At 50.4% G+C, this 17,068-nt stretch carries 16 protein-coding genes; 2 read left to right on the forward strand and 14 right to left on the reverse strand.

Features of this window, described 5'->3' with window-relative positions:
- Window positions 1-4 precede the first annotated feature (4 nt).
- The 7 genes from dnaN to HPY86_03250 form a co-directional block, all read right to left on the reverse strand.
- Entirely contained in the window at window positions 5-1,099 is a 1,095-nt protein-coding gene (gene dnaN / locus HPY86_03220; protein ID NPV13925.1) for a DNA polymerase III subunit beta, read from the reverse strand.
- 145 nt (window positions 1,100-1,244) lie between these two features.
- Window positions 1,245-2,603, reverse strand: a complete 1,359-nt coding sequence (gdhA, locus tag HPY86_03225) for an NADP-specific glutamate dehydrogenase (GenBank protein ID NPV13926.1) — start codon at window positions 2,601-2,603, stop codon at window positions 1,245-1,247.
- Window positions 2,604-2,865: 262 nt separating this feature from the next.
- A complete protein-coding gene (locus HPY86_03230; GenBank protein NPV13927.1) occupies window positions 2,866-3,714 on the reverse strand; it encodes a hypothetical protein in 849 nt (282 codons plus the stop codon).
- Window positions 3,715-3,726: 12 nt separating this feature from the next.
- Window positions 3,727-5,490: a T9SS type A sorting domain-containing protein gene (locus HPY86_03235; GenBank protein NPV13928.1), complete on the reverse strand. Its 1,764-nt coding sequence runs from the start codon at window positions 5,488-5,490 to the stop codon at window positions 3,727-3,729.
- An 8-nt stretch (window positions 5,491-5,498) separates the two neighbouring features.
- Complete coding sequence (locus tag HPY86_03240; GenBank protein NPV13929.1) at window positions 5,499-5,846, reverse strand: hypothetical protein; 348 nt, start codon at window positions 5,844-5,846, stop codon at window positions 5,499-5,501.
- Window positions 5,836-7,398, reverse strand: coding sequence for an FAD-dependent thymidylate synthase (locus HPY86_03245; GenBank protein NPV13930.1), 1,563 nt, complete (start codon window positions 7,396-7,398; stop codon window positions 5,836-5,838). The genes HPY86_03240 and HPY86_03245 overlap by 11 nt, the downstream gene beginning before the upstream one ends.
- A 30-nt stretch (window positions 7,399-7,428) precedes the next feature.
- Window positions 7,429-8,472, reverse strand: a complete 1,044-nt coding sequence (locus tag HPY86_03250) for a mechanosensitive ion channel family protein (protein NPV13931.1) — start codon at window positions 8,470-8,472, stop codon at window positions 7,429-7,431.
- 159 nt (window positions 8,473-8,631) lie between these two features.
- Here HPY86_03250 and greA point away from each other — a divergent pair, with 159 nt between their 5' ends.
- A complete protein-coding gene (gene greA, locus HPY86_03255) occupies window positions 8,632-10,548 on the forward strand; it encodes a transcription elongation factor GreA (protein ID NPV13932.1) in 1,917 nt (638 codons plus the stop codon).
- Complete coding sequence (locus HPY86_03260; protein ID NPV13933.1) at window positions 10,549-11,208, forward strand: threonylcarbamoyl-AMP synthase; 660 nt, start codon at window positions 10,549-10,551, stop codon at window positions 11,206-11,208.
- Here HPY86_03260 and HPY86_03265 read toward each other — a convergent pair.
- The 7 genes from HPY86_03265 to HPY86_03295 all read right to left on the reverse strand — a co-directional run.
- On the reverse strand, window positions 11,205-12,746 hold the full coding sequence (locus HPY86_03265) for a hypothetical protein (protein NPV13934.1): 1,542 nt from the start codon (window positions 12,744-12,746) through the stop codon (window positions 11,205-11,207). The genes HPY86_03260 and HPY86_03265 overlap by 4 nt on opposite strands.
- A 58-nt stretch (window positions 12,747-12,804) precedes the next feature.
- A complete protein-coding gene (locus HPY86_03270) occupies window positions 12,805-13,434 on the reverse strand; it encodes a hypothetical protein (GenBank protein NPV13935.1) in 630 nt (209 codons plus the stop codon).
- 1 nt (window position 13,435) lies between these two features.
- Window positions 13,436-14,278 carry a hypothetical protein gene (locus HPY86_03275; protein NPV13936.1) on the reverse strand — a complete coding sequence of 281 codons (843 nt, stop codon included), beginning with the start codon at window positions 14,276-14,278 and terminating at the stop codon, window positions 13,436-13,438.
- Window positions 14,278-14,904: a hypothetical protein gene (locus HPY86_03280; GenBank protein ID NPV13937.1), complete on the reverse strand. Its 627-nt coding sequence runs from the start codon at window positions 14,902-14,904 to the stop codon at window positions 14,278-14,280. Before HPY86_03280 ends, HPY86_03275 begins: the two co-directional genes overlap by 1 nt.
- Before the next feature lie 14 nt (window positions 14,905-14,918).
- A complete protein-coding gene (locus HPY86_03285; protein ID NPV13938.1) occupies window positions 14,919-16,073 on the reverse strand; it encodes a hypothetical protein in 1,155 nt (384 codons plus the stop codon).
- Window positions 16,070-16,378, reverse strand: coding sequence for a nucleotide pyrophosphohydrolase (locus tag HPY86_03290; GenBank protein NPV13939.1), 309 nt, complete (start codon window positions 16,376-16,378; stop codon window positions 16,070-16,072). Before HPY86_03290 ends, HPY86_03285 begins: the two co-directional genes overlap by 4 nt.
- Window positions 16,379-16,496: 118 nt before the next feature.
- Window positions 16,497-17,068: hypothetical protein (locus HPY86_03295; protein NPV13940.1), on the reverse strand; the 572-nt coding region annotated here is incomplete at its 5' end.

A 17,068-nucleotide genomic window follows, 5' to 3' on the forward strand; every position in this document is an offset into this window, starting at 1 on the left:
AGACCTATTCGAGCCGAATTGGCATTAAAATGAACAGGTCTTCGCCATCCGTTTTTTGCTCGGCTGGTTTCAGAAAAACCGGTGCCATGGGACTGGAAAATTCGATTCGGACTTCTTCAGTCGCAATCTGTTTAATTATATCCATGAGATAGATACCACTAAACCCGATTCGCATCTCATCACCTTCATATTGACAATCGAGCGGTTCCTCAATCTTTCCCAGTTCCGGATTTTCGGCTCGCATCGTGATTAAATTGCTCTGAAACTCTAAGCTTATTGGCTTGCCGATTGTTTGTGAAATCACCACCCCGCGCCGTACTACCGCCAGTAATCCATCACGATTTACAATCGCCTTATGCGGATTATCCTTGGGGATAATCCTTTCGTAGTCAGGGTAGGGACCTTCAATCATTCTTGTCACCAGCACCGTATTTTCGGCAACAAACCCTATGTTCTTGGGGTCAAAACGCACCACCACCTTTTCTACGCCCTGGGGTAATAGTGCAAAAACCTTGGGGGTAACCAGCAGTTTTGCCTTACCTGCCGATTTAACCTTCCGGCTTATCAGCGCCAGTCGAAAACTGTCGGTGGCAACCATTCGTGACTCGTTCTTAGAAATCTCCCAGTTGATACCTGTTAACACCGGCCGGTTTTCATCTTTGCTAACGGCAAAATTACAACCGTTGAACATTTCAAACAGCACCGGGGCAGGAAACTCTAATTCGTTGTCTTCTGGCAAGCTAGGAAAAGATGGAAAGTCTTCAGGCGGGAAATGAACGAATGACACCTTCATCCGGCCGCAGATAACCTTCAAAGTCTTGCCGTCCTCTTCCAGGACAACTGTTGAACCGGTACTTTCCTGGATTAAAGTGTTTAGCTCCCGGCCTCGCACCAGCGCTGCACCTTCACTGCTCTTCCCTTCCAGTCGCACCTTCTTTTTAAGCGCCGTATCACCATCCAAACCGGTTATTGCCAGTTCCCCATCAGCCACCTCCAGCAAAATATTCTGATATATCGGGAATGTGGTTTTGGCCGGAATTATCTGGACAACACTGTTTAGCACCTCAGCCAGAACATTACGGTCCAATTCACAATGCATTCCGCCTCCTTTTTCCATTAATTTCCACTTCAATAGTTCTACCAAGAATTATTGCCCAGTCAAGTTTGCACCAGGTATCCGATTTAAATGAGAAATAAAAAGGGTGCCCCTGTAATAACAGAGGCACCCTTGAGTAAGGCTATTCTTAAACTACGCCCTGGTCCAGCATCGCATCTGCCACCTTGATGAATCCGGCGATGTTGGCACCTTTGACATAGTTCACATAGTTACCTTCCTTGCCGTAAATCACGCACTGCTCGTGAATCGCTTTCATTATGCCACGCAACCGCTGGTCAACCTCTTCACGAGACCAGGATAACCGCAGGCTATTCTGTGACATCTCGAGACCTGATGTCGCAACTCCGCCGGCATTTGCCGCCTTGCCCGGACCGTAGAGAATTTTATGCTCGAGGAAGATATCGATTGCTTCAGGAGTTGAAGGCATATTAGCACCTTCGGCAACCACATAAACGCCGTTTCGCATCAGGTTCTGAGCATCTTTGCCATTGATTTCGTTTTGCGTTGCGCTCGGAAATGCGCAGTGTGCCTTGTGGTTCCAGAGCGGATTGTAATCCAGTTTCGGGTCGACTGGTGTATAGACCACGCCCTTAAACTTATCGGCATACTCCTTAATTCTGCCGCGCCGAACATTCTTCAACTCTTTGACGAACTCAAGTTTTTCCGGCGTGATTCCCGCCTCATCATAAATATAACCGGACGAATCGGAAAGAGTAACCGCCTTGGCACCCAGTTGATTCAGTTTCTCCACCGTATACTGTGCCACATTACCTGAACCGGAAACCAAACACACCTTACCTTCCAGCGTTTCTCCTCTTGTCGCCAGCATCTCCGCCGCAAAATAAACCGTTCCATAACCGGTCGCCTCGGGGCGAATCAAACTGCCACCCCAGTTCAAACCTTTCCCGGTCAGCACGCCGGTGAATTCGTTTCTCAAACGCTTGTACTGCCCGAACATATAACCAATCTCCCGCGCCCCGACGCCGATATCACCCGCCGGCACATCGGTATTGGGACCGATATGGCGGAAAAGTTCGTTCATAAAACTCTGGCAGAAGTGCATCACCTCATTATCCGACTTCCCTTTGGGGTCAAAATCGGACCCACCCTTACCACCACCCATTGGCAATGTGGTCAGCGAGTTTTTAAAAACCTGCTCAAATGCGAGAAACTTTAAAAGCCCGAGGTACACCGTAGGATGGAACCGCAAACCACCCTTGTACGGTCCAATTGCCGAATTCATCTCCACTCGGTACCCGCGATTTACCTGGACTTCACCTTTATCATCCACCCAGGGTACGCGGAAGATAATCACCCGCTCTGGTTCGCACATTCGCTCAAGAATCTTTGCCTTTCGGTACTTGGGATTTTTCTCAAGGAAGTCCCAGAGGGAAGTAACCACCTCTTCGACCGCCTGATGAAACTCGGGTTCTCCCGGGTTTCTTGCTTTGACCCAGGCCATAAACTCTTTTACTCCATCAGACATTTTATCCTCCTGTTTGTTTAACAAAATAGATTTTTACGCTCTCCGGGGTAAACAACCGGAGTTCAATTATAACCTTCCCGTCACGCGTGTCAATAAATTCGGAGAAAAGTTCGCCAATCTATGGGGAAATTTACCCCTCTCCCGAATACAGTGTATATTTAAATCGGGATGTTCTGCCTCTGTAATTCATAAAAAGCCCCTTAATCTTGAGTAAAAAACAAACGGGGAGCCGAATTGGCTCCCCGAGAAACTATGCGATGCCTTAATCTGCAGTCTTCACCTGATAACAGAAAAGCCAGCCGTTGAAGTCATAGGGATAGTCGGGCGAATAAATAACCGAACGGGGCATCAGGTCAAAAATCGCAAACCGGAAGGTCGGCACAAGTTGCGCCTGCCAGGTTCCCTGAAATACACCATCGCCCAGATAATTGAACGGCACCCTGATATAGAAGGGCCAGATTAAAACAAAGGTGTGCAGAAATGCCAGCCCATCTGTGGCGTTGGTGTAAAGAGTAACCGTAACCTGCTCACCCGGCGTAAAGGAAAACAGACTATCAATCGGGAAAAATGTCGCCAGCGGGTCTTTGACCATTAGTTCCCGCAACGAACTCTGCACCCGGAACGAATCGATTCGTACCGTCTGGACTGAATCAGATGCTCCAATGGCAAGCGAAATTTTCTTCAAACGCCAGCCCCGGTCGGTGTCGGTCTCTTTCCCTTCCCGTTTAAATATTGCACAGAGGCGTGCCGTTTCTTTCAGTGATTTATTCCAGAGTAGCAAACTGGTGTCCGGCGGCTGGATGAGGATGTGAATTTCGCCAAAGTTGTGCCTTGACCATTGAACATAGGCTGAATCTTCTACAACTTTAACATCAATTACCGGTTGATCGTGCGTCTGGGGTCCCCGCCACCAGAAAACCGCGGTATCACCGACGGTAAAATACCCGCCACTTGAAGTTGAATCATGACTGGTGCTGGCAGAAAAGTGCACTGTATCCTGCTCCACAAGCGCTTTTATCGCTGCCTTGTCCTTCTCCACATCCTGTTTGTGACAGCCCACTGCGCCCAGGATAAAAAGCAGCCCGAGCGTTAGTAGGAACATTTTTTGCATACTTCCTCCTTTTTATTTTGCAACAACAAACTTGGCAAATTTACTGCCTTCAACATTGATAAAGTAAACTCCAGCACCCAAATCCCGAGTCTCAAGCACCATCTCGGTACCGTCTGCTGGAACGGTAACTTCTTTGATTAATCGGCCGTTCTGGTCGCACAGTCTTACCTTCTTCCCGGGCGCAAGCGCTGAACCGAACTCAAGCCGTATATACCCCCTTACCGGATTGGACCGGATTTTTATCCCTTCTCCAACCGTAATTAAAGCCGGCATTTGTTCTATGCCGGTCGGGTCTCCGATGAAGAAAGGACGAGCCGTAACCGCTGAGTACTCTTCTCCCGCCTTGAACACCGTATATTTTATGAAGCAATTATTGGAACTGATGCTTTCTGGCACTCGCCATTGAAACCTGCCGGCATTGGGCAAACTGTCCGCAATCAAACTCCACGGACCAGCAGAACCGGTTGTGGAAAGTTCCAGTTTCACCCGACTTGACTCAGCCCCGGGCGCTTCGCTCCACCAGTCAATAAACTGCACCGAACCCTGCCAGAATCTTTCACCACCCCGGGGAAACACCGGGAAAATTCGTAAACTCTCCTTAGGAGTCGCTTCCCGATAGGCATAGGCGTAGTTCCGGGAACTGGGCCAGGTACCCTGCTCTACCACCAGGGCAAAGTCGGGATAACCGTTATGGTCAAAATCGGCTCCAGCACGAAATGCCCCGTAATCAAGCACCCGGTTAATGGGCACACTCGCTATCTCGGTCCAGTTCCCCTGACCATCGCCTGCCCAGATTTTGACCGCCCGCTTCTGTAAACCTAAAAGGTCTATAAACCCATCCCGGTTCATATCAACCAGTTGCGTTGCATAAAAAGAGTCTGTGACAGGAAGGTTTCCGGAAAAGTTCTGCCAGACCCGCAGCGCACTATTCCAGCGCCATACCTCTATCCCCTTGGTTTCATTCACAAACGCAAGGTCATCTCCGCCATCGTTATCAACATCGCCCGGGGAAATTCCTGACAACCCGTAATTGGTGCGCGGCAGTCCCGAATCACCCGGATAAAAGTTCCCGGTTCCATCACCAAAATAGACCGCTGGACCAGCAACTGCACAGATGATATCAGGGTTGCCATCCCGATTTACATCCCGGAAATAAAACTCCATATCACAGTTACTGCTTTCTGGCAAACCAAAACTTTTCCGCCAGGTACCATTACCAAGATTGAGAAAAACCCGCAAACCAACACCGTACCCAAACGAACAGGAGCCAATATCCAAGAGTCCATCGTGGTTAACATCGGCAAAGTCGGTATTAAACATTCCCCATACCGTGCCACCCTGAACCAGACTGTCATCCCAGGCATACCACATCCTGCCCGTCCCATCACCTAATGCCACCTCCAGCATATCATCGCCCAGGTCTTCGCCTGAATAGTTGTGATGCATACCGTAACCTACATCCCAATTCCCATCCCAGTTAACATCACCCACCGCAATCCCGCCATAACCAAAATCACCGTACTGATAGAGCGACCAGTTCCCCTCACCATCGCCAAACCAGACCATAACACCGTGCTCCTGAGTGTTAATATAAGGACTACCGTGGTCCCCAATTGAAAGGATGTCCACATTGCCATCATTGTTGATGTCAGCAAACTCCAGTTCGGTCCGGCCTCCTTCAAGTGCCGGATTATTGTAAAAACCGTTACTGGCTGGCAGATAGTTTAACTGTGCCCAGACCAGTACCGGGAAAAAGAAGAAGGTTAAACAACGCATCAAACCTCCTATTTTGGCTTTCTCAAAGCCAGATGCAACTGACCTTCTTCATAGCGAACGATTCGGTAATGTCGGGCAACCGGCATCAGGTAATCGGCGAACAACAACAGTATGCCAATCCCCAAAAGTATCTGGCGCAACAGTCGACCGCTGTTTGCCTCAAAAAATTGGACTCTAAATGGGTTCGCCCACATAAATATCGCCACCGCCAGAATTACAAAAACCAGTATATTCGCCGCCTGCCGCAACCCAAGAAACAAACGCACCCGCTTTATCAAATTAGGGTCAATAATAACCAGTTCCGGCTCCAGCCGTTTAACCGCCTCTTTCAACTCTTGATTGTTATTAATGTTCATGGTTCTGCCTTCTGTTCCTCTTTGGGCTATTTTTGCTGTTATTGCTGATTTCCCGCTCTTGCGGCAGTTCAAGTTTTGTGACCCGGGGTGGTTTACCGTACAACTCCTGATAAACCCGGGGGTAATCTTCTTTGCCACCAGCAAGAAGCAGAGTCAAGGGCATCACATTGCGCGCCTGCTCAATCATTCTACCTACGATATCTCTGATATCCCACTGGGCTGAAGGGTCCTGACGGAGTCGTGACAGATGGTACAACTCCCGGGCGTTCAGCGTAATTAGTACCCGCCTTTGATGAGAGTTCGTCAAAACATACTGGGCAACGAGCGGATTGAAAGCGGCAATCTTGTCATAAACCTCCTCGGTCTGCGCCAGGACTTCTTTAAAACTCTTGTGCTCTTTTAACTCCGCAATTGAAACCGGAATCGTCCAGCCTAAATCCGGGTCGTAAGGCTGGACAGTAATAGTTGCAATCCGATGGCGTTTCAACTGGGCAAAACAGGCGGCAGAAATGACCAGTTCAAATGTCAGGTAGAGGTGCTCAAACTCGCGCAGCACCGCATCGTAAGCCTGCAAATCCTGGCACGCCAGTTTGAAAATCTCCTTTTTCCTTGCCAGGGTCTGCTTCTCCGAACGGGAAAAACATTCCATATAGGAAGCCTGGGAGGCACAATGCATCAGGCAGGCAAGCAGTTTGTTGTCGGCGTTCTGGGTATAGTCAACCAGCGTCACATCCGATGCCGACATCGCAATCAGATTACGCGGCCTGCGGGGAAAAGGTCGGGTCATGAATGTCCGGGCAAACTCCCGCAATCGCGGATAGGTGTTTCGTTCATAATCGGTCGGACCGGTAAATATCAAAAGTGAAGGAGCAACCAGTTCTGCCTGACGGTACAGTTCCTCAGCCAGCGCCCTTACTTCGCTCAACTCATTTGCGGCGAGCCGACGCAACATCAACTCCAGAGTTCGAGCATTCACCGTCATCCCGAGTTGGGTCTGAGTTGCCAGACTGGTTATGTACCGGGCATCCTCCTTTGCCAGATTCTCAATTCTGCCTGGGTCATCCTTCAAATCGGGCCTGGTGGCGGCGATATGTTCCTTCAACCGCTCAAACAGCCGGTGATAGGCTTCGTTCTGAAGCCGAATGATATTGAGATAATCACCTAAAAATTCGGAATTCTGGATTTCGGCGGGAACAACAAACTGATTTTCCAGTTGAACATAACGCTGCGAACGCTCGGTGAACGACGCCAGCCGGTGGTGCTCAATCGCCTCTACCGCCAAACGGGAAACTTCGGTAATGTCAAAATTAAAAACCGCATGCTCGGCGATGGAGTGATGCCCCATTTCGAACACAATCGTACGGTTAGACTGGCGCGCCTTCTTCAACTCACGACGGGCTTCGCTCCGCAACTGCTCAATTGACTTCTGACTGCGACTGATTCGGGCATAAGCCGCGGCGATAACCTCTGGTGTCGGCACCACCCGACGGTTCTTAACTAAACTGTCAATCAAATCGGCATCGATGTTGTAACCGGCAAGTTTAACCTTCATATGTTGATATTATTAAACCCGGCAATTTTGTCAATCAGATTTGTGCTCTTTACCCGCAATTTGCTGCAAGAATACCGTACGAATTGGAAATGGAATCACTATCCCTTCTTCCTGAAAACGGTGGTGTAACTGCTTGATAAATTCATGTTTCACCGGATACTGGGAAACCGTATCCTCCACCCGTAAAAATACTGTAAAATTGATACTAAACTCCCCAAATGTGTGAAAACGGACAACCGGTTCAGCATCCGAAACCCCGCCCGGCACCTCACGCATCACCTTCCGCGCCACATCCAGTGTAACCCTTTCCACCTTTTCAAGATCACTATCGTAACTGACCCCAACCGGAACCGCAACCGCCATACTTTTATCGAGCAGGTCGTAGTTGACCACTACCGCCGCTGCCAGTTTGGCATTGGGCACAATCACCACATTGTTGTTCAACTGCCGGACCGTTGTGTGGCGCCAGGTGATATCGGTAATAAACCCCTCTTCACCGCTTTCCAGTTTTATGTAATCACCGGTTCTTATCTGGCGCGTAAGGATTATGTGCAAACCCGCAAAAAAATTGGCAAGGGTATCCTGAAGCGCAAGCGCCACAGCCAGACCACCAATCCCGAGTGTGGTGATAATTGGCGTAATAGAAATCCCCAATGAGTTCAGTACCACCAGCACACCAAGAATGAAAATGACAACCTTACTTAGATTGGCGAAGATCGATGCTGAAGGAAGTATCCCCTTACCTTTTTCACCATAAAGGTTGATAAACCCCGCTACCGTTCGTGCGATAATTGCGGTGACGGAAAAAATCGTCGCAACCAGCAATATTCGGTGTAGCGTCCTCAAAAACCGGGAAAAAACCGGGAGAAAGAAAAACGCTATGTAGAGCGCAAGGATTACAAATAGAGCAACAATCCACCCCTGGAAAGCATGGATTAAAACATCGTCTCCCTGCCACTTCGTGCGTCGGGCTAATCTTTTCAACCCGTGTCTTATCACCATTTCGCACAACCAGCCAATGAGAAATCCGCAAATTACGATTCCCGTCGGGACAAGAAAATCATTGAAACTCATCAATTAAAACTATCCGCGGTATTTGCCCGGTCAAGAAAAAACCTGCTTGACTCTAAAGAAATTGTGAATAGTCTAATCTTTACCTGTGTATTTGGGAAGAAACTGCTGGTGCATTTCTATAAAGCATTTTGAACATTATGCTGGTAGAAGAGAGGAAAGATGAGTGAAGAACTGATAAAACTTTTCCGTGTTCAGCTCGGAACAAAAAAATACGATGAAATGGAGGCAACCTGGCTGGAACTGCTTCAACTCAACCTGCCGTTTAAAGAGCTTATTGCCCTTGTTGACCTTGTCCAGCGCTGGGCGCCAGAAAAAACACCACCCCTCCTCTGGGTCTTTGCCGATGCCCTAACAGAGCAGAAACGGCACGAGGATGAACTGGTCGTTTTGCGCCGTCTGGTAGAACTAACACCCGATGACAGCAAACTGGCGGCGGAAATTACCGCCTGCTTGCACAAAATCTATCCTGATGAACCGCTTTTGGAGAAAATGCTCCAGAAATCCGGCTTGGGCTATGGAAAACCGTTATCTGAAGCGCTTGACCAGTTCGACCGTTACATCAAACTGGCGCCAGGAAGATTAATCTTTGACCCGCAGCGTGGTCCGGGTAAAGTTAAAAAACTCGACCTGCTGTTCGACCGGGTCACAGTCTTATTCCAATCCGGCGAAGATGTCGTTTTTGACATCCCAACTGCCAGCCGTGCTTTCAGTTTTCCTGCACCCGATGGCTTTTTTGCCCGGCAAGAAAAACAACCGCAACAATTGCAAGAACTGGCAATCAACGACCCGGCATCGGTTATCGTTCTTTTACTGCGGGATACCCGCCAGTGGATGAGTTCGGCGGACATTCAAAAACACCTAATGCCCATTATTGGAACGCAAAATTACGCCAATCTCTGGGAAAAGGCACGGCGTGCTCTATCCCAGCATCCCAACATCGAAGTCCAAACCCGAGCCAACCGTATCTACCGCTGGACCGATGAACCGGTAAAAGAGAAAAAAACGGACGATGTTCTGTCCTCTTCCGAGAAAAAAATATCCTCTACCCCGCGTTTTGACTACTCCGGTCTGTCCACAATGAGTCACGACGCGATTATCGATGCCTATCAGAACCTGCGCACCGCTACTGAAAGGAAAAGAGTACTCAAGGAGATAACGCTCCAGCGGACCGACGATTGGGAAACGGTCTATGCCCGCATTTTTTCCATCACCCCGGACAACACAACCCGCACCATCATCCTGGAAAAACTAAAGGATGAAAGACCAGCCACCTACCAGATGTTAGTGGAGTCCACCCTGACATCGTACCGTATCAATATCGAACCGTTTCTCTTCCTTGCCGAAACAGACATCGGTCCCTATCGCCCGATTCTTACCCGACTTCTTGATTTGCTCGAGACGGAAAAAAATCGCTCCCTAATCAACCGGGTAAAGAGAATTTTAGTGCACAACCACTACCAGATTATCCTTAAAACATTAGCGGAAATCAGCGAAAAAGAGGCGGAAAAACTGTTTGAACGCATCCGCCGCGTTCGCATCTTAGAACCGTACCAGCAGGATGAAATCAGCACCATCTTTCTCAAGCAATTTCCAACGCTCAAAGCCGAACCCGAAGACAACTTCATCTGGAGTACGGTTGCCGGCATCGAAAAAGCGAAGGCAGAACTTAAAAAGTTGACCGAAGAAGAACTACCGCGCACCGCAGAAGAAATCGCCCGCGCCCGCAGTTTCGGCGACCTTTCGGAAAACTATGAATACAAAGCGGCAAAAGAGAAACAGGCGCGCCTGATGGAAAAGATTAACCGCTTACGCGCCGACCTTTCCCGGGCAAAACCCATCGAGCCCGAAAAGATTCAATCTGACATCGTGAAGATTGGTTCTCGGGTAAAACTGCAGGACGAAGAAGGTAAAAATCACGAGTTTTCCATACTCGGACCCTGGGATGCAGACCCGGAAAACGGCATCATCTCCTTTCAGTCGCCGCTTGCTCAGGAACTCATCGGCAAAAAGCCCGGAGATAAAGTCAAGATGGGTGATAAAACCCTGACGGTCACCGAAATCACATCCGCTTTGTAGATGGCAGAGATTGTCAAACTACCTACCAGTGATTTGTATCAAACGCGTTATCTTGAGCTTATTGACCGAGCGGTTCAAACTCTTTTAAATGGCGGTGTCATCATCTTTCCGACCGAGACCGTATACGGCATTGGTGCCGACATCCGTTCTCCTGAAGCGGTACGCCGGCTCTCGGCAATAAAAGAAAGGTCTGCACGACAACCATTACTCATTCACTGCGGTACATTTCAGCAAGCGGCACCGTATGTCCGGGGAATTCCCAATGTTGCCTATCTTCTGGCAAAAAGATTTCTGCCCGGACCTATTGCTCTTATTCTCTCTCCTTCCTCAAATGCGCCAGAGTTTGTAACTGGCGACAGCGGTACTGTGGGAATCAGAGTCGTAAACAACCCTGTATTCTTTGAAATCGTGTCCCGGCTTGGTGCACCGCTTGCCGGTACGAGCGCCAATATCCACGGTCAGCCGGCAACCAATGATTTCAACGCAATTAGCCCGGAAATCGTCGCGCGCGTTGACCTGGCAATTGATGCTGGGAAAACCGGCTCGGGCAGCGCATCAACCATTATCGACCTGACAACGCATCCACCCCGGCTTCTTCGGGAAGGAGATATCAAAAGACAGGAACTGGAACAGACCCTCGGGTTAAAACTTGCGCCTTAATAACGGTACTCTAACTTTAACAGAAACTCGGGTTCAACCCCATCTTTGCCCGGAACACCCGCTTGGTTTTTGTAAAATGCTGCCTGAATCCGCGCCAGAATATAAAACCCGCGCGGCAAACTGAACTCAAGTTCTGGTCCTGCCCGCAACACCTTTTCAACCTCAACATCCACATCGGTTTTTGTTGAATCCCAGCCCCGGGCAGGAAACTGATAATAATAGCGTAGAAAAACGGTATCGCTCATCTGATAACTCTGGCGCAAAAACCCGCCCCGATTGTAATAACCGCGCCGGGTCCAGTCTCCAGCAACCGATGTTTTGAGCCAGGTTAGTGGCGTATAAGAAACCCTTACCCACAACCGGTCCGCATCCGGTCCCAGTTCATGTCCCAAAGGAACCGAATAGTTTTCATACATTATTGAATATATCCGGTGGTAATAGGTAAATGCGGTAATCAGCGCATACTCAGCCCGAATCTCAAACGCTGAAGGTGTCAACAAAAATCCGGCTTGTAAACCCACGCAGTTGGGCGCATCCTTCCTGTTGTTAAACTCATAATTGTCCAGAAACAACTGCCCGTAAATCTTACTCTTTGGCAGATAGAGCGCCGCGTCCCAGCCCAGCAACAGGTTGTCTCCGTGTCCAGAATTGGCAACCGAAAAGTAGAGCGGTAAAAGCGGGTTAAGCATCCCGGTAAAATCCCAGGTGTTCTCATAAGTGTAAACATTAAACATCGCCCCGCCTAACACCAGCCGGTTAAAAAGCGACACTTCAAGCCGCTGCCCGGATAAAAACCGGTGCGTCCTGTTCCAGCGGGAAAGCAGCGCGGTAAAGGCGATAAACTTCAAACTTCTCCCTTTCAAAAGGAGTTGAAAATGGTCCAGCGCCGGCGCCCGGTCTGATAGCATTACGCTTGACAGATACCCGGGACCCCAGAAAAACTCATCCCTGCCCAGTTCCAGCCTTAACCCGGGAAACTTAACACCCAAATACGCCCGCTCCATCTCCCATAAAACCCGGTCCTGCCAGGAAACAACCCTGGCATTAGGATTGTGCCAGCCAGCAGAGTCAAGAATCCTTGGCTCTTTCGGATTAAGCAACACCGGTGCCATCTCATCGTAAAAGAAGAACCGGTCTGCCGGCTTGTTTTCGGCATTTACACCCAACGACACCCTTTGCTTTCCTGGTTCTGCTCGCATCCGGACGAACAAATTGAGTAAAATCAATCGGTTGCCGGACTCGTCCATTTCGGACCAGTCAATTTTAACCACCGGTTTTTTCTGTATCAGTTCCCAGCGCAACCGTTCCCGTGCCGCACGCTGCGCCGCATTTAACCGACAACCGCGGGCAACCGACTCCGCCTCAAAAAAAAGTTTCTCACACTCTTCCCGGGTCCAGGGTCGGCTTGTTGAAGGCAGTGATTTAATCAGCCCTGCGGTTTTCAGTAAATCCAAGCCCTCATAAATTCGGGCATCGGTCGGTACATAAACTCCGCTACCCGCACCGCAAAAAAGCAAAAGCCCGATTAAAAGTGCCATTTAACCTCCCGTGCACAATCGCTCTTGTCTACCGCCCTGCGAATCGGGTGTTTGTTAACTATTTTATCACCCCTAACCAGTCGCGCAAAAGGAATTGGAATCTGCCAATGAGCAGAGACATTCGCGCCATCACCGTATAGCCAAACGATGCGCCGAACCCAATCATCAGAAAAACAATCCCGGTATCTGCCGCCACTTTCAGTGCGCCCTTGTGCTCCCGGGAGAAAAAGAAGTAAAGCACCGAGCAGATAACACCGATGAACGAAATCAGCGCCCAGAGAAAGACATCCCAGCGGCTAAAAATACCCGGTGTCAAAAGTGTGCCCTGAATCTGTTTGATGATGTTCGTCTGGAAAAACGCCGGAATCGCCACGCCTGATGCCCAGCCCAGCACAAAGCCCATCGGTATCCGCACCAGCCAGGAAACCTGGGGAATAAATCGGGTAAAGTAGAAGAGTCCGAGCACAAACGGAATTATGTAAAGCGGCTTCCCCTGCCGGAAAAGCGGCGTAATCAGGTCCGGATACACCGAATTGTACCAGGTAAGAGCAATTGTATAGCCAACCGAAATGCCAACGAACAGATGCTCGCAAAACTTGTAAAATGGGTTGTCTTTCCAGAGAAAGGAGAAAATTCCAAAGGTCAGGATAACCGCCACCCAGGTCCAGATATCAGTGGAGATGTGCATCTTACCTCCTTTTCATTCTCGTGGCAAAAAACGCCACATTACCAAGCACAACCAAAATTAAAATCACCAGATGGGCAAGCGATTGGGAGTCCATTGCAGCAACCCCCGGCATATAAGCCTTACTGTACCCCTTCTTGGCAACCAAGACCTCATATTCAGCAGCGCCCTTCATCCCGGCTAAAAGCCCGGTCAACTGACCGGTTTGCAGATAAGGATAGGCATCCGCGGCAGAAACCGCGGTAACACCGGCACCAACCCGCAACCCATAGCGCGACTGGCCATAAAGCAACCAGTCACCAAATCCGGGCGTGCCCGCAGATATCGCAACCATAAACGGTATATCCCGCAACCGCACCACATCCTGCATCATTGGCAATGAGTCAAGCGGGTGTCCATAGTAGTCAACCGGAAACACATTTTTGATGTTCTCACCCATCCCTAAAATCACCGCATCAACCCCTGCCTTCCAGCCCAGATACACCACATCCTTACCATACTCCTTACCATACTCCGGTGGAATTTCGGTTACCGCCTTGTCTGCCAAACCGGCACCGGTAATCCACAACCCGCACAAAAGCACCTTCACATCCCGCGCAAACGCATGGCGCATCAACGCCACCAGCATCGGATAAAGTTCGGGCATTGACGCCGGGTCAAAGTCCACCGAAATCAAAAGCGTCTTTCCCGGCGGAATCGCATCAACCGCATCAAAAACCGCCTTTGCCCTTGGTCCAGAACTGACACCCAGCCCAAGCGGTTTGAGAAGCGGGAAAAGCACCAGAACCGCCATTACAACAAAGATAATCTTCCGGTCAATCTTCAAAAGCCGTTCCCAGATACTCATCACTTACCTCCTCCCAGCCAGCCCCGTTCAATACCTAATATCACCTTAAGTGAAGTCGCAATCGCGCCCAGCGCCACTCCAAACACAATCGCCCGTTTTGCCGCCATATTCGGCACCGAAAGAATCCATTCCGCCACTTCTGGCAATTTTCCCCAGATTGCCGCACCCACCGGCACCATTCCGAGCATCACAATAAACGCCGCAATCAAAAGCAGTGCCGCCTCCTTGGTGCGCGCCCGGAACGCCCGATATGCCGCTGACGCCATATAAAACGCGAGAATCGCAAACATTGACGCATTCAGCGGCACCAGCATATTCTTAAAAATCACCTCCTGCAAAGGTGAACCGGGCTTCACACCCCAGACCAAGCCGATAACCGCGGTAACCACCAGCGCCACCAGTGTGACAATTGAATACACCCAGCCCGCACGCCGGCGCTGCAACCGGTCAAGATGGTAGAGAATCAAACTCCCCACACCCAGAACCAGCGCAAACGCCGAAACAATCCGAATCCACTTCGTTGTCAGGTCGTAAAAGCCGACCGAAATTGGATGGGGAACAAAAAACTGCACCATCATCACAATCCCCATTATCAAACAAATCGCCAGCGGTATACTCCGACGCACAAAATCCTCCTTTCTTAACCAAGGGGAAGACCGGTACCAGTCAGGTTGATACCGCTCACATTAAAGAAGTTGCTCACCTCTTGGAAAAATTTCAACCCCGGTAATGCCGAAAGCAAAAGCAAAGCCGAACCCAGAACAATCACCACTAAAATCACCAGTTTGCCCATATCCTGACCCTTGAGCGAACCGAGCAGTAAAGGCTCGCGCGACAGATAGGCGCTCGCCGCATAAAGCTCTTCGCCAATCAAAGTGTAGTCGCACGCAGTGATAAAAAACGGCAACTGGAAAACCGAATCGGTTCCGGCAATCTGAATCGCGCCGGTCGTTGCGCCCGTCTCCGCAAGAATTAGCGACTCTGCCCAGAATGTACCAAGAAAAAAGTTCGTTGCCGGCTTCTCCCGCACCATCAGACCGTCCACCGCCGCAGCATAGGCAAACTGCTCCGAAGTCACATAAAAGATGTTATCCGGCTTAAACGCATCGGGTCTGCCTGCCCGGGTGTAAGCCTCCTTCACCACTTCCCGTGCCACGGTATAAACAATCGGGTCCCGGTTCGGCACGAGTAGCGCCGAGTCGTACTGGGCGGTCTTCTTTGCCACTTCACCCAGGATGTTCAGCGAAGCAATTGTGGCGATATCCGCCACCGAACCCAAACCGGGCACATAAACAATCGGCTTACCCATCTCGGTCGCTCTTCCTACCGCCTCTTCAACCGCATCCAAACCCGCGATGCGCCGCACAAACAGATGCCGACCCGCCTTAGCATGCTCAATAAAGTAAATCACCAGGGCGAAAAACAGAATCATCGCAATCAGAATGTTGAGCCGTGCCCAGTTAAACCACTGCGGCTTGCTCACCACCCATTGCGAAGGCTCGCCCCATACCGTATCCGCGCCTAACACCACACCCAGTTGATAGGAGTAACGCACCCCATCACAAACATTCTCGTCGATGTAGCCGTTATCGCCTGCGCCGAGCGTTGCCACAACCTGCGTTGACTCCCGCTCGCAACTCCGTCTTAGCAGAACAAAGTCCGGTGTCAGTTCCGGTGCCAGTTGCCAGCGGATGGTGATACTCTTACCCGCATCATTGGGCGTATCCTGAACAAACGGCACCGGTGGCGCCACCGTGCTCAAAACCAACCACAACAAAACAACTGTGCTACTCATTCCCGCTCCTTTGCTCCCGCATTCTCCTCACACCGACACGGTATTGAATGGCACTTCGGGCACCCATTATGATACTTGCGGCACGCCTGCTCCAGTTCCACCCCGGCAATACTCGCCAGACTCACCAGCCAGGCAAAAACATCGGCAAACTCCTCCTCCTTCTCTGCCTGCCGATTGTGCCGCAGCGCCCGTGCCAGTTCGCCCACCTCTTCCACAAACCAGCGAAAAGTGCCTTCAATGCCGCGCCGGCGGTCCTTAACTAAATAAATCTCACCGATTAACTTCTGAAACTCACCAATCGTCACATCCCAAGTATTACCAAAACGGAAAAAATGTCAAGCGATTCAGCGGGTAAATGTGTTAATACCGCGCTATTAACGCCGAGAATCCGCTCCTGCCCTTTTTCTCAGACGAAACGGCAGTTCAATTCTGCCTGATGAGTTTGACGGTGCGGTTAAACCGCTCGGTCTCAAACCGGCAGTAGTAAACACCACCGGGCAGGGTTTTGCCCCTGTTGTCCCTGCCATCCCATTGCACCTGATATGTGCCCGGACCACGGTGGTTAGACTCAACGGTGCGGATTAGTTTGCCGGTTGCGGTGTAGATGGCAACCTTTACCACCGCATCCTGGTCCAGCCGATACCGAAAGGCAAAACCGCGGACACCAATGCTGGCACCAACGGGCTGAAAGTACTCCAGCGGGTTGCCCGCTTCGGTGACACCAGCAGCAGTGACCACGACACTGTCAAAAGCGATGTCGTTAAACGGGTTCTGGTCACCGACCAGCGCCACGGTGCAGCGTACCGGATAAACCCCAATCCGGCTCGCCCGCCAAATGCTAAACCAGACCGTATCAACCGCACCCGCCGCCAGCGAATCCGGCACACCCTGAATGTAGTCAGTACCAATCCGCATTATCGCCCAGAACTGCACCGGCTCTGTGCCCGAATTTCTGACCACCGCTGCCGGCACAACCACACTGTCCAGCCGCACCA

The organism is candidate division WOR-3 bacterium (assembly GCA_013177935.1).
Lineage (GTDB): Bacteria > Hydrothermota > Tepidihabitantia > Tepidihabitantales > Tepidihabitantaceae > Tepidihabitans.